This is a genomic window from Actinomycetospora sp. NBRC 106375 (assembly GCF_030269665.1).
Lineage (GTDB): Bacteria > Actinomycetota > Actinomycetes > Mycobacteriales > Pseudonocardiaceae > Actinomycetospora.
The window spans coordinates 81,114-98,662 of sequence record NZ_BSTS01000023.1 but is presented as its reverse complement, the minus strand read 5'-3'; the positions used below and the strand labels follow the sequence as shown (position 1 = coordinate 98,662).

Genomic DNA, 17,549 nt, shown 5'->3' with positions numbered 1-17,549 from the left:
TGAATCAGATCTTCGCGAAAGATTCTTTCGACGCGCCGCGAGGCAGAGAGACTATTAAACGACCAGACACTATTCCGCTGCAGTCGCCTCCCGCGGCGGACCCTAAGTCAGCGGCATTGGGATCGACACTCGGCGATCGCTGCTCGAGTGGGGCTCTATCCGCACCCCTTCGGTGTTCTCGAACCATTGCTCGCGCAGAAGCCGGTTGACGGGCGCGTCGGTGAGGTTCAGCAGTTCGAACCGGTAGGTGACTGCGCCCCATCCCTCGGAGTCGATGTCGATGGAGCAGTCGAGCGCGAGGTCGACGAGGTTGCCGGCGAGGAGCGCCAGGTCAGCGATCTCCTGCTCGGAGATGCGCAGGCGCTTGCCGAGCAGTTGCAGAGCACGCGCGAGTGACTCGGCACGGTCCTGCGCCGGGCCCTGGAACGTCTTGCCTGGTGCGAGGCCTGCGGGTTCGGCTGAAGGTCGTGCGGCCGACCAGGCCGACGGCACCGGCGCGACACCTTCGAGGCCGTCCTCGACCGCGGCAGTGAGCGGCGATGTCGGTGAGTCGCCGTTGCGCTGCGCCGGCACGAACATCTCGGTTGCCCGCAGCCCCGGGAACATCGCCTCCAGGACCTCGCAGTGCCGAGGATGCGGCAGCCCCTTGAGTTCTCCCGACTGCCATCGATGCAGCTGGGCTCGGCTGGGAGCCGTACCGACGAGCGACCTGTCGACGGTCGACGCGGCCTTGTCGTACTCGCGCAGAAACGTTTGGTACTGCTGCCAGTGCTTCTCGCGCAGGAGGTCTCGGAGGACGACGGGATCGGCCATGTGGTCTCACCATGCTGGGGAATGAGTACTTCGATACTACGACAAGACGAGACACAGACGCAACGAGATTAGACGTCGAGGCCGAGAACGCGACAGCCAAGGTGTCGTAACGCTACGGCTGCTCCTAGCACCGTTCACCACGTCAGTCACTGGTGGCTCATCGAGCTGCAGCGCAAGGGACGTGAGAGCGGGAGCGGGCATGAACGACGACGAAGCAACGGTCAGCGATGCCGGGCGCATCGACGGTGGCTTACTGATCACCGTGGAAGATGTCGCACGGCTGTGGTTCGGGGAAGTCGGTAAGAACGGCTCGGCGAGCACCAACTGTCAGCGGATTCGCAGGCTCATTCCGCACATCCTTCCGGCACGTCGAATCGGCAACCGCTGGTATGTGAACCGGGCCATCGCCGAGGAATGGGCGGCCGGCTCCGATGCAGCCGCGGCCATGGCCCACCCCGACAACCGCTTGGTCGGAGGTGCGTGATGTCGAGCGTCGGACTCCTGATCCTCATTGCCGTCCTCGGCGCCTTCATCTGCGCCAAGACCCGCTCGGCGGCCGGCGCCGTCGTCTTCTCCCTCGTGGCCCTCGTCCTGTTCATCGGGACACCCGTGGGACAGGGCATCCCTGACGCGATCTCCGCCTTCATGTCCGCCGTCGACCAGGCGACCACTCCGGCGCTCGGTGGGACCTCGGACGCTGACGGCGGCACGCGATGAGCCCCGACGAGCGTGAGCTGACGTTCTGGAACTGGCGTGCGTTCGCTGCGTGCCGCGACCAGGACCCGGAGCTCTTCTTCCCGGCCGCCACGGACGGACCGACGTACGAGGCGCAGGTGGCGGCGGCCAAGTCGGTCTGTCACCGGTGCCCGGTGCGCGTGGCGTGCCTGCGCGACGCGTTGCAGCGGGTCCCGCACGGGATCGCCGGCGGTCTCACCGAGAGCGAGCGTCGGGCGGTTCGTCCGGCGACCGTCCTGCCTCCGCCACGGTGGCGCGCACTTCTCCTGGAGGGCCGCTCTCACCCGGAGGTCGCACGGCTCTGCGGGGTCAGCGTCCGCACCGTCGAGCGCTGGGCCGCTCAACTCCGTCGTGACCACGGGCACCGGTGCGGCGGGGGTGCCGGATGAGCGCGATCGAGATCAGCCGCAGGGAACAAGCGGCGTCGGCGACCCGCGAGCACGTCCGACGAGTCGCAGTTTCGGCCTACGAGGCCCACGAGATCGAGGAGCCGATCGAAGGCTTCCACGGTCTGTCCCGCACCGTGCTGGACGAACCACTGGCCGGACTGAGGGCAGCACAGTTGGTCGCCGACGTCACGGCGGGAGCGCTCCGCGAATGGGCTCTCCGAGCCCGCGGCGCCGGGCGCACCTGGGACGACGTGGGTGTCGCACTCGAGCTGCCGGTTTGGTCCCACGACGGCACGCGAGCCGAGGCCGCGTGGGACTGGCTGATCGAGCGGCGCCCGCTGGCGCCGGCCACGCAGCCTCCGCCGTCTGCCGTCTGGACCTGCACGACCTGCCGCGCCCGTGTCCGTGACGCAGGTCCGTTCGCGACTCACCCGGACGACCGGGAGGTCGGCCACGACGACGACTGCGCCCGCCAGACGGCGGCACTCGAGGCATTCCGACGCGAGGAGGGAGACACCGATGACTAGCCGGAGGCCGACCACAACGTCACTCGGAGCGGCGGCGCCCTCGACGACGCCGCTGCTGCTCGGGGTCGAGCTGGTCCGCGCGGACGTCGCTCGCAGCTCGTTCGGGCTGGAGCTCGGCGAGGCCCCGTGCGGCGGACCGGTGACGTGGGCCCTGTTCATCGACGCGGTCCTGGTGGGCCGCACCGACGAGGCGATGACCGACGACGCCGCGCGGGCGTGGGCGTGGCGCATCACCGGCGACGGCGTCCGCTTCCAGCTCGGCCGCCCTGGCGGTGGCTACTGGCTGGCCGATACCACCGATGTCGCCGATCTCGGCGATCGACGTCGGGCCGAGGGCGGGTGGTCGCGGTGATCACGACGCTCTTGATCCTGGTGGTACTGCTCGGCGCGGCCGCGGTGCTGGTGATGCGCGGCGCCATCCGTCAGGCCGTGTGCTGCGGAGCGCTGGCGGGTCTGCCGGCGACGACGCTGCTGCAGGCCCTGTCGTGGCCGGCGGTGATCGCCCTCTCGGCGTTGGTCGCACTGGTCGGATGGCAGCGCTGGTCACGCTCTCGGGCGCAGGTGACTCGGTGGTCGGCGCGCTCACGGCGCCGCGCCGGGGTCGCCTCGACCGTCGACGTGGCCCGGCACGCGGGCACCGTCGCAACGCGCCGCCGCGCGTGCACCGTCCGCCCCTCGCTGGCCGCGATGTCAGCGCGGGAGCGACTCGGGGTGCCGACATCGGCGGTCGGGGTCGAGCTGTGCCGAGTCGGGGTGCAGCGCGTGTGGTCCTCGGTCGAGGACGTGACTCTGGTGTTCGGCGGCCCACGCACCGGCAAGACCGGCTGGCTCGCCGGCCGGGTCCTCGATGCCCCCGGCGCCGTGGTCGTGACCTCGACGCGCACCGATCTGCTCGAGCTCTGCGGGCCGATACGTCGGAACAGCCGCGGCCCGGTATTCGTGTTCAACCCCGTCGGGCTGGGCGGGATCGCCACGACGATCGCGTTCGACCCACTCACCGGCTGCACCGATCCGGTGACCGCGATGGAACGCGCCACCGACATGGTCTCCGCCACCTCGCGCGCCAGCAGCGGCGACGCAGAGCGGTGGGACGCGCAGGCCCGCCGGGTGCTCGCGGCGTTGCTGCACGCCGCCGCGCTCGGCGGGGGATCGATGCGTGACGTGCTCGGGTGGGTGGCCGACAACGACCGCGCCGCCCGCGAGGTCCCCGCACTGCTGCGTCGCTCGCAGGTGGAGTCGTTCGACAAGGCCGCCGAGCAGTTCGTCACCACCAACGACCGCACGCGCACGTCGATCACCAACTCGATCATGCCGACGCTGGGATGGCTCAACCACCCCGCCGCCGCAGCGGCCGCGTCGGGTCAGGGTTTCGACGTCGCCGAGCTGCTCGCGACCCGGGCGACGGTGTTCATGCTCGGCGCCGACGAGGCCGACACCGGCGCGCTCGTGTGCGCGCTGACCGGGCACATCGCCCGCGAAGCGCGTCGGCTCGCGGTCGCGAAACCGGCTGGTCGGCTGGACCCGCCGCTGCTGCTGGCGATGGACGAGGCCGCGCTGGTCTCGCCGGTGCCACTGGAGAACTGGACCGCGGACATGGGCGGTCGCGGGGTCACGATCGTCGCGTCGTTCCAGTCCCGCGCCCAGCTCCTCGGCCGCTACGGCGAGTACAAGACCGCGACCATCCTGAACAACACCGGATCGGTGCTGCTCTTCGGCGGCACTCGCGACCAGTCCGACCTGCAGTTCTGGTCCACGTTGGCCGGGGAACGCGACGAGCGGATCACCACCACCGACATGCGCGGCCGCGTCGCGAGCAAGACTGTCCGCAAGGTGCCGGTGCTGTCCCCGGCCCAGATCGCGAACCTGCCCGCCAAGCGAGTCGTGACCTACCGCCGCGGGATCGCCCCGGTCATCGGGCGGGCCCGGATGGCCTGGGACCGCCGCGACGTCCGCGCCCAGCACGGCGCAGCCGCGGCGACGGGGTGGCGCGGCCGCTGGCGGCGGGCCCGGGGGTGGGTCGAAGCCGGCCTTCCGAGCCTGGCGCGAAGCACGCGGCGGTGGGCCACGAGCCGGCGTCGCGCGACGGTTCCGGACTGGCAGCCGCCCCGGGGTGGTTCAACCCCGATGGTCATCGACGTCGATCCGCGGACCGGTCCCGGCGACGAGCCGACCCACCGGCGTGAGCCCGACCCGCTGCGTGACGCCGAGTGGTGGCAGCCGTGACGACTTCCGAAGCGGCCGGCCTTGCTCGGCTGCTCGCGACCTGGCAGGCCTGGAACAGCCGAGACGTCCTCGCTCGCGCCGCTCATCGCGCCACCACCACGGGAGACGGCGAACGCGCCGCCACCCTCCACGCCCTAGTCGCCGGCGAGGAAAGCGCAGGGTGCCGTCAGCCCTCGAGGCGCTCGCCGCCCAGTACGAACTGGCGACTCAGCTCGAGGGGTGGCGTTGGCAGACCGTGGCCGCCGCCCGCGAGCAGGGCGCCAGCTGGGACGACATCGCCGCTGCCACCGGAACGACCTCCGAGATCTCCCTCACCGAGTACGCGATGGAGGTCGAGCGCGCCGAGCAGGCCGCCACCGCCGCCGGAATGGCCTTCGACCAGGACCGCTACCGCGGCCCCCCTCACCGACGAGCTTCCCGAGCTCGATGCGAACCCCGTCTCCTCCGAGGAGCCTCCGATGACCGACCGCACCCAACACGACAGCAACATCGACGCGGGCGAGGTTCCGGCGGAAGCGCTGGGCTGGCCGACTCCGGACCCGACACGGCCGCTCAGCCAGCTCACCACCCGGGAGCTCATCGCCTGGGCCGAGTACTGCGACGAGATCGCCCACACCGGCAGCCCCTCCGATCAGGCCGCCGCGCGACGCGACCTCGACGACGCCTGGGCCGAAGCCGAACGCCGCGCCGCCGGGCGGCCCGCGGTCAGCATCCCGGCGCAGGTCGCCGGCTACATCGGGCTGGTCCGCGAGGACTACGACCACGCCTTCGCCGCCGAGACGACGACGTGGCGCCGGGAGCTCGACCACGCGCTCCGACCGCTGGAGATCGAGGACCCGGGGCCCCGTGAGGACATCCCGACTGCGCACGTCCTCACCGCCGACGAGGCGTCAGCCGACCCCGAGGGGGGCAGGCGGCGCTACGCGGCCCGGGAGCTGACCCTCGAGGAGCGGGCCGACCGGGCGCAGAGCCTCGCCCAGGGCGCTGGGGTGGACGTCGCCGGCTACGACGCGGACACCGACATCTACACCGACCCCGACACCGGCCAGGTGGTACGTCTCGATGGCCGGGTCGCCGAGGCCGCTATACCGGCATTCGCCGACGACGATGCCGCTCGGAGAGCTGAGCCGACGGGGGACTGGGACGCGGCGTTCGCGATCGCCGAGCGAGACGGGCACGTCGCCTTCGACCCGGCGGAGCCTGGCGGCTTCCGCCCGCTGACCGCCGGCGAGCATCGAGCGCTGACCGACCAGGTCCGCGCGACCCAGCCGGCTACCTGGACGGCGACCCAGCACGAGGCCTACCTCGACAGCCGTCCCGACGAGACCACCCCCTACAACCCCGCCGCCGACCACGGCGAGCCTGACTGGCGCGAACCCGCCTCCGACGCGGAAACAGCGGCACGCACTGCGTGGCTCGCCGAGCACACCGCCCCACCGACGGGATGGGCGCCGCGGCCACTGACCGAGGTCGAGGACGCGCTGCAAGACGCCGGGGAGCGTGCGGTCCTCTCCGATCGAGCTCACGACTCCGATCCCCACGCGTGGGCCGAGTACCACCGGCTCGAAGCCCTCGCGGATCTCGCGCCCCTGCCCACGAGCGACGCCCTGGACGACCTGCCCCGAGACGAGCAGGGCGAGCCCGACGCGTCGGCGCCGGCGGAGCGGCATGACGACCAGCTCGACGGCCCCGGCGACCCGCAGCGGCTGCGCCAGCGCATCGACGGCCTGCGCGCCACGCTCGCCGCCCAGGGCACGAGTGCCGAGGGCGAAGGCGAGGAGCGTCGCGAACAGCTCGCCCGCTGGCACGAGAACGACCACCGTTCCCCCAACACGTCCGAAACGCGGGGCAGCGAGATCGCCGACGACGGAGCCGACGAGGGCGGGTGGGGGCGATGACCCGCCGGCCACCCGGCCCGCCGGGGGGCGGAGGCGACGGCGAGGAGTTCGCCCGCGTGGAGGCGCTGGCCGGACTGGCCCGCGAGGTCGACGGGCTGCGCCGCGGCCTCGAGGCCCTGGTCGGCACCCCGACCCGCGTCGACGACCTTGCGCGCACCGTCGCCCAGCTGGCGGACGCCGTTGCCGCTGTCCCCGCACGTCCTGGACCCACGGTCGCGCCATCGTGGCTCACGGCGCCGCCGGACTCGGACGGCCTCGTCGCGCTGCTCGAGGAGCTCGCGCGCTGGTTGCACGCGGTGTTCCTGCGCTACCCCGACGGCGCCGCGGTGCTGCCCGAGTGCTGGCTCTGGCATCCCGACGTCATCGAGGAGCTGGTCTGGCTGATGCACGCTTGGCGCGCCGCCTACGACGGCCGCGGCGCCTCGGTGCAGCTCGCAGGGGATTGGCACGACCGCCAGCGTCCTGGCGTTGTTCGCCGGCTGCGCTCCTCGGTCGGCTCGTGCTCGCGCGAGAACCACCAGACCCGCCTCGGTTGGAACAGCACCCCTCGCGGCGCTTCGCCCGTGCCGAGCACGGACGCGCTCACCACCATCGCGTGCTGGTGGGCCACCGCCCGCGATCGAGCGGCTCCCGAGCCGGCACCGACCGCAGCCGGCCGTCACGAGTCGGACATCAGTACTGCCATGAACGGTTCGAGCCAGTCCGGCGGGTGGTCGCGATGACGGCCGCCGTGCCAGCAGAGACCAAGGTGCAGCGCAAGGCCCGGGAAGCGGCGGAGCGCGCGGAGTGGGACCACCTCATCGGTCGGCTCCGCGTGCTGTGGCCCACCTACGTCTGCTTCTGCGGCACCCTCGATGACCTGCGACGGACCGTTGCCGACCTGGAGCGACGTGCCGGTAGAGACCACTCCGCACGAGCCACTGAGGATGGGAGCCCGGCTCGACGCGACGACGATCCGGCGGTGGCCGCGAAGCTCGCCACCTCGCGCGCCACGCTTCGGCTCGCGGGCCACGGGGACGAGAGCCAGGGGCGCGACCTCGCCGTCGCTTCTGGGCACACTCCTGAGGTCTCACAGCATGGCGCCGGCGATGCGGACTGACGCCACGGGCGGACCGTCGGCGGAGGCAAGGCCGGGAGGAGCTCCGCCCGGCGGCGCACGGCTCGGCGTGCTGTGGCTGCCCGGCCTCGCGGTCGCTCTCGGCGCGGCGGTCGCCACCGCTCACGGCCTCTTCGAGGTCGCCATCGCGTCCCGAGTCCCCGCCGGGATCGCCTGGCTTTATCCACTGATCACTGACGGGCTGGCTCTCGTCGCCTACGGCGCGACCGCCAGGCTTCGCGACGGCGCGGCGCGCTACGCGTGGGCGGTCGTCGTGACCGCGGCCGGACTGTCGGGGCTCGCCCAGGCCACCTACCTCGCCGGTGGCCCCACCGTCGCCGTCGCGCCGGCGCTGCGCTTCGGGGTCGGCGCGTGGCCGGCCATCGCGGCCGCCGTCGTCGCCCACCTGCTCTACCTCCTGGCGACAGCGGAGCCCGTCGTCCAGCTGGCCGTTCAGCAGGCCGCCGCCGACGCCGAGCCGTTCGACCAGCCCGCCGTTCAACCGAGCAGCGTTCAACCCGACCCGTTCACCACGCCGGCTGTTCAGCCCGAGGGCCTCCCGCCGCCCGTTCAGCCATGGCCGAGCAGCGGCACCCAGCCTGCCGCTCACGGGGGCGCTGACGCCGGCTCGGCCACGCCGCACCGGTCCCGGACCGCGTCCTCGCCCGCCCGCGACCGGGCCGAGGCAGCCGCGTCCCTGCACGCCCAGCGCCACGGTGCCTGGCCGACGGTCTCCGAGCTCGAGGACGCCGCCGCGGTGAGCCGCGGCACCGCCTCGGCCGCGCTCAAGGCGCTCCGGGACCGACCGCTGCCCCTACGCCTGATCAACACCACCGACCCCGACGCCACCGACGAGGCCCAGCCATGACCACCGACGAGCCGATCACCGCGACCACAGCCAAGAACCAGAGCAAGAAGAAAGATCAAGAACCGAGACCACTTCCCGGCACCGATCACTACGCCGAACAGACGACAAGACACGAGCAACAGGACCGAAGGACGAAAGGATCAAGGGAAAGATCAAGAGCCGCACACCTATGCATCACGATCCCCGGGCGCGGGCCGGCCTTCGGCCGGCTCGAAACACGCCGTTGGCGACCGGCCCGCCTCGCTGATCTTCAAGGGCGGCCCGCAGCACCGCAGCGAAGGTCGTCCGGATGCTGAGCGTCGCGTCGGGCTACTCGCCGGACTACCTGCTCAAGGAAGTGGCCGTCGGCCGCGAGAACTACTACACGGGCGCGGTCACCGACGGCGAGCCGCCGGGTCGTTGGTGGGGGAGCGGTGCCGAGAAGCTCGGCCTGAGGGGCCTGGTCGACCCGCAGGACATGCGCGCGGTCTACGAGCACTTCCTCGACCCACGCCACGAGGCGTTCCGGGACCCGGACCGGTGGGACGAGGTTCCGACCCTTGGTCACCGCGGCCGGCGGTACGCCACCGAGGACGAGCTGTACGCCGCGGCGCTTGACCGCGAGCCGGACGCCTCGGCTGAACGCCGCGCTGAACTCCAGGTCGAGGCGGGCAAGCAGGCCCGGCACAACGTTGCCTTCCTGGACGCCACGTTCAGCGTTCAGAAGTCAGTCACCGTGCTGCACACCGCGTTCGAAGCCCAGGAAGTCGCCGCCCGGGCGGCGGGCGACACCGAGGCCGCGGCGGCGTGGGGCGAGTACCGACAGGCCGTCGAGGACGCCATCTGGGCCGGCAACAACGCTGCCCTGGGCTACCTCGCCGAGCACGCCGGCTACGCGCGTGTGGGTCACCACGGGGGAGCGGCCGGGCGCTACGTCGACGCCCACGACTGGGTCGGCACGTCGTTCTTCCAGCACGACTCCCGTGACCACGACCCGCAGCTGCACATCCACAACCCGATCCTCAACCGCGTCGAGGGTCCGGACGGGCAGTGGCGCACCCTGGACGGGCGCAGCATCTACCGCTTCCGCCCGGCCGCCGCCGCGGTCGGCGAGCGCACCACCGAAGAGCGCCTCACCCAGACCCTCGGTGTCCGGCTCGCGATGCGCCCCGACGGCAAGGCCCGCGAGGTCATCGGCGTCGACGAGACCGCCACCGACCTGCTCTCCTCCCGTCGCCGCGCCGTGACCGCGAAGGCAGCCGAGCTCATCGCCGACTTCGAGGCCCGCCACGACCGCGAGGCCAACGGCCTCGAACGTGACCGGCTCTCGCGCCAGGCCACCATGGTCACCCGTCGCGCGAAGTCCCACGAGGGCGAGACCCGCGAGCAGCTCCTCGACCGCATCGACCGCCAGCTGCGCGACGAGGTCGCCGGCGGCCTGCGCGGCGTCGCCGACGATGTCCTCGCCGCGAGGCGCGAGTCGGGACCGGCGGTCGACTCCTGGTCGCCGACCGCCGTGCTCGAGACCGCGCTGGCCGAGGTCCAGGACAAGAAGGCCGGCTGGACCCGCGCCGATCTCACCCGCGCGATCAACAATGCCCTGCCCGACACGCTCGGCGTCGCCGACGGCCACGACGTCACCGCGCTGCTCGACCGACTCACCGACCAGGGCATCGCCCTGGCCACGCCGCTCGACGCCGCCCGCCCCGGCGACGACGCCCTACCTGATCAGCTGCGTCTGGCCGACGGCTCCTCGGCCTACCAAGCGCCGGGCGCGCGGCTCTACGCCACGCCTGATCATGTGCACTCCGAGCGGGCCATGGTCGCCGCCGCCCGACGGGGCGAGGCCGCAGCGGCACCGCACTTCGTCGCCGACCGATTCCTGACCCAGCTGCGTGAAGCCGGACTCGAGCTCGGCGTCGACCAGGCGGCCGCCGTCCGCGGCGTACTCACCTCGGGTGCGAAGGTCGAGACCCTGGTCGGGCCGGCCGGGACCGGCAAGAGCTTCGTCGTCGGCACCATTGCCCGCGCGTGGTCCGATCCCGACCTGCGCGGCGGCGCCGCCGGCCGCGTGTTCGGCATGGCGACCAGCCAGGTCGCCACCGACGTCCTCACCGACGAAGGCCTCACCGCCCGCAACGTCGAACGTTGGCTCAAGACCCAAGAGCGCCTTGCGCACGCCGACCGTCCGCACCCCGCCGACGCAGCGTGGACCCTGTCGCCCGGAGACCTCGTGGTCGTCGACGAGTCGGCGATGTCCGACACCTCGGCGCTCACCGCCGTCCGAACCCACACCGAAGCCGCCGGCGCCAAGCTCCTGCTCGTCGGAGACCACCGCCAGCTCGCCGCCGTCGGCGCCGGTGGCGCGATGGACCTCGTCGCACAGACCGGCACCCGCTACGAGCTCGCCGAGGCCCGCCGCTTCCACCACGACTGGGAAGGCCCCGCCTCCCTGCGTCTGCGTGACGGCGACGAGATCGTGCTGCGCCACTACCACCGCCACGGCCGCCTCATCGACGGCGGCCGCCTCGAGGACGCCGAGACCTCCGCCTCGCGGGCGTGGCTGGCCGACACCCTCGCCGGCCGACGCTCTCTACTGATCGTCGACACCAACGACCAGGCCGCCCGACTCAACGCCTCCCTGCGCGCCGACCTCGTCCGCCTCGGACGCGTCGCCGAACACGGCGCGCTCCTCGGGCGCGACGGCACCTACGCCGGGGTCGGCGATGTCGTCGCCGCGCGCCGCAACGGCTGGGAATTGACCGGGCACGCCGGCAACCACCGCGGACCCATCAACCGCGAGACCTACCGCGTCACCGCCGTCGGCGACGACGGCTCCCTCACCGTCATCCGCACCGACGGCGAGGCGGCAGGCCTCGAACGCGCGTCGGACCGACCGATCGTGCTCCCCGCCGAGTACGTCGACGCCGATGTCTCCCTCGCCTACGCCGGCACCGTCCACTCCGCGCAGGGCGCCACCGTCGACACCGGCCACCAGGTCATCACCCCGGCCACCAGCCGCGCCGCGGCTTACGTGGGGCTTAGCCGAGGCCAGCAAGCCAACACCGCCCATGTCACCACCGTCACCGGCCCGACCGACCCTGCCCACGGACTCGCCGCCGACCACTCCGTCCACCGCGACCCCATCGCCGTGCTCGCAGCGGTCATGGCCAAGGACGACGGACTCGACGCCAAGTCGGCGCTGGCCATCGCCACCGAGTCCGCCGCCGACGCAGCAACCACCCGCACAGCGGGCGAGCTGTTCGCCGACGCCGCGGCCCTGGCCGCGACCGAACGCACCGGCCGGTGGCTCGACCGACTCGCCGCCGACGGAGTGATCACCGGCGACGACCGCGTCCGGCTCGCTGCCGAGGACGGTGCCGCCAGCCTCACGCGCGTGCTGCGCCGCGCGGAGATCTCCGGCAAGAACGCCGAGCAGGTCCTGCACGATGCCGTCGCCGATCGGCCTCTCGACGGCGCCCGCAACCTCACCAACGTCATCCATGCCCGCATCCGCGACGCCCACACCTTTGACCCACAAGGGACGACGTGGCGCGAGTGGACGCCTGGCACCGGCCGCCCCGACTGGGACCAGTATCTGGAGGCCCTTGCCGACGCCGCTGATCAACGGACAGCTGAGCTCGCCGAGGAGCTCGCCGAGACCCCGCAGCCCTGGCTGACAGAGGCACTCGGGCGCGTGCCTGCCGACCCCCAGGAGCGAGAGGAGTGGCTCGACGCCGCAGGGGCGGTCGCCAACTGGCGCGAGCTGCAGGGCCACGACGATCCCGACGATGCCCTCGGTCCCGCGCCCGCACCCGGCAAGGTCGAGGCCTACGCCTCCTACCGCGCCGCCTGGCAAGCCCTCGGCCGCCCCGACATCGACCGCGAAGAACTCGAGCTCTCCGACGGCCAACTCCGGCTCCGCGTACGCGCCCACGAACGCGAAGCCGCATGGGCGCCCCGCTACGTCGCCAACGAACTCGCCGGCACGAACCAGGCCGCCGACCGCGCCCGCCAGGACGCCGAACTCCGCCGCGCCGAAGCCCAAGCCGCCCCTGACGAAGCCGAACGCGAGCGCCTGCACAAGGCCGCCGATACCACCGAGGCGCTCGCAGGCACACTCACCGCCCGCGCGGGCGAACTCGCCGAGGTCGACGACGCCCGCTCCCGCTGGCTCGCGCACACCGCCGGCACTCGCGCGGCCGCCGAACGCGCGAAGGCCGAGCTCGCAGCCCGCCACGCCGACGATGTCGTGCCTGAGCCCGAAGTCACTGCGCAGGAGTGGCTTGCGGCGCACCGCCAGGCCGTCGCGAGCGAGGAAGCCCACCGCGAGGTGACCGACGCTGACGTCACCGACCGCCCCGTGGACATCGACGACGAGGGTGCGGAGAAGGCCCAACAGGACCAGCCGGAGTCGGGCGAGGTCCTGGACGACGAGCCAATCGCGGACGAGCACCAGGGCATTCACCGACCGCCTGAACCCGACATACGCGAGATCGCCGATGCGGAGCCGGCTCAAGCCGCCGAGGACAACGTGCGGGTCCCGACCGCCGACGAGACCTCAGCGGCGATCGATCGTGCCAACCGAGCCCTCGCCGAGATGCGGTCGCGCGACGAGATCGACGCGCGCGAGGAAGAGCAACACCGCGCCGATCAGCTCGGCGGTTGGCAGGCGCGAGACGAGGCCGACGACCGGGTCAACGAGACGGGCATCGAGGAGGGCGCCGACATCGAAGATACCGACGCGGTCGATCATGCTGAGGCGTGATTGGCGTCGTCGAGCTCGTCCGCCACGGGCAGCTCAAGCGGGGGCGGACCCTCTGCCCGCCACGCCCACGACAGCGTCGCCCGCACCCCCTCGCACCAGCCAGGTCGGGCGGCAAGGTCAGGACGCCGCTGCTCGAGGTCCTGCGCAGCGAGGAATTCCTCTTCGATCAGCTCCTCGTAGGCAAGCACCCTCCTTCTCCTCGCCGGCGAGCGGGTCAAGGCGCCACCTCGTGAGGTGCGCGTGGGCGCGGCGGCAATCCAGCGGCAGGTCAGCGCGACTGCTCCGGCGTACCAGTCCGTGACACCACTAGCGGCCGCCTCGGCACCGCGGGCTGTCGCGCCACGCCACACCGCGATGAAGTCGCAGTCGGGCACGCGAACATTGCCGGGCGGAATGCTGGCGATGTCCGCGTGCGTGACCTCCACGCACTCAGCGTGGCACTCTCCCCTCGCAAATGCGAGGAAGTGGCACGCCGGACGACGGCCTCGGAGTTGATCACAGTCTTCAGCTCAGAGAAGGTGGACGACCTTCGCGGGCGGCCTGAAGCTGCGAGCGATCAAACTTGGTACCACTTGGCCAGGGCTGCCGGACTAAACTCTTGAGGCCCTCGGGCACAGTGTGGCCTGACGAGGACAGTCCAGCTCCCGCGGCCGTGATGTCATCTAGGAGCGCGTCCATGAGCCAGCCCAGATGCATCGCTCCGGTACCGCCGTAGCCCCAGCCGTAGCCGCCGTGCGATCGCTCTGGCGCCGGGTAGACGTTGCCGTCCTCGGTGTACACCCAGACATTGTTCTTGCCGCCTAGCTCGATAGCGGCCAGCGAACTTGCGGTCGGTAGGCGCTGCGGAGTAGCTGCAAATACCTGCCCGTCCACATTGCGGCCCGCCGGGGCGTCGGTCAGAGGATCAATTAAGGTGCCTATGATCTCGTATCCCGTCTGCATGTCGAGAACGCAGAATCCAGCAGTTCGCCTAATCGGCTGCAGTCTGTTGATCCATTGGGTAGCCGCCTCGGATGCCACGTCAATCTCTACGCTCCGGCTATAAGGGAATCGACCTCCTCCATTCCAAGTGAGTACTTCTCGGACGCATTGGTTGGCCAGGGGATCGCTTCGGCCGAGCAGTTCCAGCCATCCGGCGCGCTCGTCTGCCTCAGGCAGGTCTTCATCGATCTCCGCGACCGGCAGCGGGCGGGCTGCTACGGCCAGCCTATTACTTGGAGCGGTGTCGGGATCCGTAGCAGCGTGAGCTCTCGCTAGTACTTCTTCTAGCTGCTCGAGCTCGTCAAGGGTTGACTTCGTTGAGCACCCGTAATCGACCTGCACAAGATTGATCAAGCAGCGGTGGGTAGGGTGGCTAGGCCGGTAAGCCATAGCTGCTTCGAGAAGTGGCTCGATGGTGAGGTCGACGCGCGCAGGCCACTCAACTGGTCTATCGCCGGGCTGCCATGTTGTGATGAGCTCCGCAACTCGCAACGCGAGTGGCCAGAACGGTGCGGGCTGACCGATCGCGACCACGAGGTCACGCCAAGCGATATCGTACTTCTCGCGGTCACCCTTTGGATTGATTGCAGAAGCGTCTGGCCCGTCAAAGCCCAATCCAGGGTCAACCTGGACTAGGAGGACCGCATCCTTGACGTCATGTTCCACGTCGAGGGCGTGCAGCATGATCGGATCGTTTAGGCGCCACAGCACTGCGACGACGCCGAATTGCGTTTGCCATCGTTGAACGACAATAGGGCCGCTCTTGTCCTTGCTTAGCGTTGTTCCGCTGTAGTCGGCAGGTCGATCAGGAGTTGGCCAAAGAGGAAGGGGTGTTGTGCGTGCGTAGCGAGTGGGGTCGGAACGCATCGCCCATCTCAACAGCTTGGAGCGGAGCCAATAGAGTTCGTCGCCATTGTTGTTGTCCGGCTCCGGGAAATGTCCCCTGCGAAGTGCGCGGCGAATCTTCCGCCCTTTCGTGTCGAGAAGCCGTGCGGCACTCTCAAGGTCGACATACCGATCGTCCTCCATGCGCGCCCTTCCGTTCAGTCGCTTGCGTCGCCACCCAGGAGATGGGGCAGCCAGCGGAGTCGGTCGAAACCTCGTTTCGCGTTACGATTGCTCACGTTGCACGACGGTTAGCTCGTCGCGCGCCCTAGTGGCCGCAACATAGGTCAAGGAGCGTTTGCGGAGCTCCGCGTCGGAGCGTTCTGAGTCGTCGAGAGCTGCGAGACGTGTTCGTTCGGAGGGCGAGGACGCACCGACATCGGTGAGGACTACCTTGGCGAACTCCATGCCCTTGGCGCGGTGCATCGTCATGACGAGCACGCGGTCCGACGGGGGCCGTTCCCGGTCGACGAGCCGAGCCGTCACGCCCCGCTCGGTCAGCCCCGTGACGAGTCGCTCGCAGTGGAATCGGTCCTGCGCGAGGACGGCGATAGTACCCGGGTCGGTGCCGTTCTCGGTCCATTTCCGGATCTGCTGGGCGACCGAATCCAGCTCGTCGCTCAGTGACTGGGAGTCGATCCGGTGGGGGTCGGGCCCCGAGCGTGCCGACCGGTAGCCCCTGGCTTCCGGCTGCTCCTCGAGGTCCACGTACTCGCCGCCCTCCAGGATCGCCATCGAGTAGCGCAGGTTCTGAGCGGTGGTGCGGTAGTTCAGCGTGAGACGCTGCGACCGGCCGACGACGCGGATGCCGTAGCGACCGAGGACGGTTCGCGGGCCGTAGATGCGCTGGTGGGAGTCCTCGGCGATGAAGAGGTCGTCGGGTCCGCTCGCGACGAGCGCGCGCAGCATCTGCCAGTGGGCGGGGGAGAGGTCCTGTCCCTCGTCGACGAGGACGTGATCGGCGAGGGGCCCGGCGCTCTCGAGGTGCGCGGCGGCGACGGCGGCTGCCTCGGCGAAGTCGAGCGTGCCCTCGATGCGGTTCTGCGCCCGGTAGGCGGCGATCAGCGACCACACCTCGGCACGCTTGGCCCGGTCGAGGGCGACACCGCGGCCGGGCCGGCGGACCCGGAGGTAGGCGGCTTCGGTGGTGACCCGGTTGGGCAGGACGATCAGCGCGTACTCGGTGGTGAGGAAGGTCTCGTTGGCGATGTCCGTGGCCAGGGACGTGGACGCGGAGTCGAGGACCGTTCGCCACCCCGCGGACGAGGTCCGTCCGTTCGGTTGCGCTCGCTCCTCTCCGAGGACGGCGCGGACCGCGGTTGCCACCTCGGAGCCGGCGGAGCGGATGACGGCCGAGGCGAGCGCGTCGACGCCGGTGACGTGGACCCCGGGCTCGCCGACACCGTCGACCTGGGGCACGCGTGGGTCGAGCCGGGCGAGCCCGTCGCGCAGCGACCCGGCGAGGTTGGTGGTGAAGGTGGTGAGGACTATCGGTGCGTCGGGCCGGCGCCGTGCCAGGGCCCGAGCCCGGTGGACGAGCACGACGGTCTTGCCGGTGCCGGCGCCGCCCGAGAGCCGGAACGGGCCGCTGTAGCTCTTGTCGACGTACCGGCGCTGCTCGGGATGCAAGAAGATCCGCCAGGCGCCGAAATCGCCCTGCTCGATGACCTGGCGGAGCTCCTCCTGGTCCTCGATGAAGGAGAACTGGGTGCGGGCGGCCGGTCGGCGCAGGGAGTCGAGCAGGTCGGCGTCCTGGTCACCGGTGCTCTCGGGTGTGCCGCCCAGCTCCAGACGCTCGACGACCGTGTCGATCGACTCCCCGGCGGCGAGGTCGACGAGCAGCATGCCCAGCCAGCCCTCGTGGCGTTCGGCGAGGGCGACGACCGCGGTCTCGTCGGGAGCGGCCATCGCGGCGTTGGCGACGTCCTCGGGAACCCCGAGCCGATCGATCAGGGCAGCGCGAGAGTGACCGAGCTGCATCAACAACGGCTCGGAGCTCGCCGCGTCGGGAGTCTGAGCTTCGGATGCGGTCGGGACGGACATCGACGTCGGGGCAGGGGACGCCACTGGGGCTATCTCGTCGATCTGAGGTAGCCCATTGATCGGGTTCATCGACAGCCGCACCGAGCCGGCTACCGTGATCGCGTCGTCGTGAGGCCACACCCCGTGAATGACGTAGTGGCGCTCACCGTTGCCGTCGAGGCGGAACATGACCGCCCGCCAGAACTGGTCGACGCGCCCGGTCCGCACGCGAGGGTCGGCGGACCCGCTGATGGGCTCGACGTGCAGCCCGGGCGTGGTGTCGTCGTGGGAGAGCTTCTGCAGGAAGGCCATCGCCTTCGACCGCACCGAGCCGTCGAGCTTCACCGGCCACTTGGTCATGATGA

The 17,549-nt window shown here is 71.1% G+C and carries 15 protein-coding genes; 11 read left to right on the top strand and 4 right to left on the bottom strand.

The genetic code is table 11. From position 1 onward, the window contains the following. Positions 1 to 102: 102 nt before the first annotated feature. Positions 103 to 813 carry a hypothetical protein gene (locus QSK03_RS28375; protein WP_285658934.1) on the bottom strand — a complete coding sequence of 237 codons (711 nt, stop codon included), beginning with the start codon at positions 811 to 813 and terminating at the stop codon, positions 103 to 105. Positions 814 to 1,012: 199 nt separating this feature from the next. On the opposite strand from QSK03_RS28375, the gene QSK03_RS28370 reads away from it, so the two are divergent. From QSK03_RS28370 to mobF, 11 genes are all read left to right on the top strand, one after another. Further along, positions 1,013 to 1,297 (top strand): hypothetical protein, encoded by a 285-nt coding sequence (locus tag QSK03_RS28370; RefSeq protein WP_285658933.1) that lies wholly within the window; start codon positions 1,013 to 1,015, stop codon positions 1,295 to 1,297. After that, entirely contained in the window at positions 1,297 to 1,530 is a 234-nt protein-coding gene (locus QSK03_RS28365; RefSeq protein WP_285658932.1) for a hypothetical protein, read from the top strand. The genes QSK03_RS28370 and QSK03_RS28365 overlap by 1 nt, the downstream gene beginning before the upstream one ends. After that, positions 1,527 to 1,937: a WhiB family transcriptional regulator gene (locus QSK03_RS33480; RefSeq protein ID WP_502872231.1), complete on the top strand. Its 411-nt coding sequence runs from the start codon at positions 1,527 to 1,529 to the stop codon at positions 1,935 to 1,937. The genes QSK03_RS28365 and QSK03_RS33480 overlap by 4 nt, the downstream gene beginning before the upstream one ends. Further along, positions 1,934 to 2,464, top strand: a complete 531-nt coding sequence (locus QSK03_RS28355; RefSeq protein WP_285658931.1) for a hypothetical protein — start codon at positions 1,934 to 1,936, stop codon at positions 2,462 to 2,464. The genes QSK03_RS33480 and QSK03_RS28355 overlap by 4 nt, the downstream gene beginning before the upstream one ends. Next, a complete protein-coding gene (locus tag QSK03_RS28350; RefSeq protein ID WP_285658930.1) occupies positions 2,457 to 2,816 on the top strand; it encodes a hypothetical protein in 360 nt (119 codons plus the stop codon). The genes QSK03_RS28355 and QSK03_RS28350 overlap by 8 nt, the downstream gene beginning before the upstream one ends. Continuing rightward, positions 2,813 to 4,687 (top strand): type IV secretory system conjugative DNA transfer family protein, encoded by a 1,875-nt coding sequence (locus QSK03_RS28345; protein WP_285658929.1) that lies wholly within the window; start codon positions 2,813 to 2,815, stop codon positions 4,685 to 4,687. The genes QSK03_RS28350 and QSK03_RS28345 overlap by 4 nt, the downstream gene beginning before the upstream one ends. Positions 4,688 to 5,145: 458 nt before the next feature. Further along, positions 5,146 to 6,585, top strand: coding sequence for a hypothetical protein (locus QSK03_RS28340; RefSeq protein ID WP_285658928.1), 1,440 nt, complete (start codon positions 5,146 to 5,148; stop codon positions 6,583 to 6,585). After that, the gene (locus QSK03_RS28335) at positions 6,582 to 7,307 is read left to right on the top strand and encodes a hypothetical protein (protein WP_285658927.1); all 726 of its coding nucleotides are present in this window, start codon (positions 6,582 to 6,584) and stop codon (positions 7,305 to 7,307) included. The genes QSK03_RS28340 and QSK03_RS28335 overlap by 4 nt, the downstream gene beginning before the upstream one ends. Next, a complete protein-coding gene (locus QSK03_RS28330) occupies positions 7,304 to 7,684 on the top strand; it encodes a hypothetical protein (RefSeq protein ID WP_285658926.1) in 381 nt (126 codons plus the stop codon). Before QSK03_RS28335 ends, QSK03_RS28330 begins: the two co-directional genes overlap by 4 nt. Next, the gene (locus tag QSK03_RS28325; protein WP_285658925.1) at positions 7,674 to 8,549 is read left to right on the top strand and encodes a hypothetical protein; all 876 of its coding nucleotides are present in this window, start codon (positions 7,674 to 7,676) and stop codon (positions 8,547 to 8,549) included. Before QSK03_RS28330 ends, QSK03_RS28325 begins: the two co-directional genes overlap by 11 nt. 289 nt (positions 8,550 to 8,838) lie before the next feature. Then, on the top strand, positions 8,839 to 13,296 hold the full coding sequence (mobF, locus tag QSK03_RS28320) for a MobF family relaxase (RefSeq protein ID WP_285658924.1): 4,458 nt from the start codon (positions 8,839 to 8,841) through the stop codon (positions 13,294 to 13,296). Here mobF and QSK03_RS28315 read toward each other — a convergent pair. The 3 genes from QSK03_RS28315 to QSK03_RS28305 form a co-directional block, all read right to left on the bottom strand. After that, entirely contained in the window at positions 13,281 to 13,721 is a 441-nt protein-coding gene (locus QSK03_RS28315) for a hypothetical protein (protein WP_285658923.1), read from the bottom strand. The genes mobF and QSK03_RS28315 overlap by 16 nt on opposite strands. Before the next feature lie 79 nt (positions 13,722 to 13,800). Further along, complete coding sequence (locus tag QSK03_RS28310) at positions 13,801 to 15,306, bottom strand: hypothetical protein (RefSeq protein ID WP_285658922.1); 1,506 nt, start codon at positions 15,304 to 15,306, stop codon at positions 13,801 to 13,803. Between the two features lie 81 nt (positions 15,307 to 15,387). Further along, entirely contained in the window at positions 15,388 to 17,544 is a 2,157-nt protein-coding gene (locus QSK03_RS28305) for a UvrD-helicase domain-containing protein (protein ID WP_285658921.1), read from the bottom strand. Positions 17,545 to 17,549 lie beyond the last annotated feature (5 nt).

Bases quoted from the DNA above. Each gene is read 5' to 3' on its own strand.
- QSK03_RS28375 (WP_285658934.1), bottom strand. From the start codon at position 813: ATGGCCGATCCCGTCGTCCTCCGAGACCTCCTGCGCGAGAAGCACTGG.
- QSK03_RS28330 (WP_285658926.1), top strand. From the start codon at position 7,304: ATGACGGCCGCCGTGCCAGCAGAGACCAAGGTGCAGCGCAAGGCCCGG.
- QSK03_RS28310 (WP_285658922.1), bottom strand. From the start codon at position 15,306: ATGGAGGACGATCGGTATGTCGACCTTGAGAGTGCCGCACGGCTTCTC.
- QSK03_RS33480 (WP_502872231.1), top strand. From the start codon at position 1,527: ATGAGCCCCGACGAGCGTGAGCTGACGTTCTGGAACTGGCGTGCGTTC.
- QSK03_RS28370 (WP_285658933.1), top strand. From the start codon at position 1,013: ATGAACGACGACGAAGCAACGGTCAGCGATGCCGGGCGCATCGACGGT.
- QSK03_RS28325 (WP_285658925.1), top strand. From the start codon at position 7,674: ATGCGGACTGACGCCACGGGCGGACCGTCGGCGGAGGCAAGGCCGGGA.
- QSK03_RS28335 (WP_285658927.1), top strand. From the start codon at position 6,582: ATGACCCGCCGGCCACCCGGCCCGCCGGGGGGCGGAGGCGACGGCGAG.
- QSK03_RS28350 (WP_285658930.1), top strand. From the start codon at position 2,457: ATGACTAGCCGGAGGCCGACCACAACGTCACTCGGAGCGGCGGCGCCC.
- QSK03_RS28355 (WP_285658931.1), top strand. From the start codon at position 1,934: ATGAGCGCGATCGAGATCAGCCGCAGGGAACAAGCGGCGTCGGCGACC.
- QSK03_RS28340 (WP_285658928.1), top strand. From the start codon at position 5,146: ATGACCGACCGCACCCAACACGACAGCAACATCGACGCGGGCGAGGTT.
- QSK03_RS28305 (WP_285658921.1), bottom strand. From the start codon at position 17,544: ATGACCAAGTGGCCGGTGAAGCTCGACGGCTCGGTGCGGTCGAAGGCG.
- mobF (WP_285658924.1), top strand. From the start codon at position 8,839: ATGCTGAGCGTCGCGTCGGGCTACTCGCCGGACTACCTGCTCAAGGAA.
- QSK03_RS28365 (WP_285658932.1), top strand. From the start codon at position 1,297: ATGTCGAGCGTCGGACTCCTGATCCTCATTGCCGTCCTCGGCGCCTTC.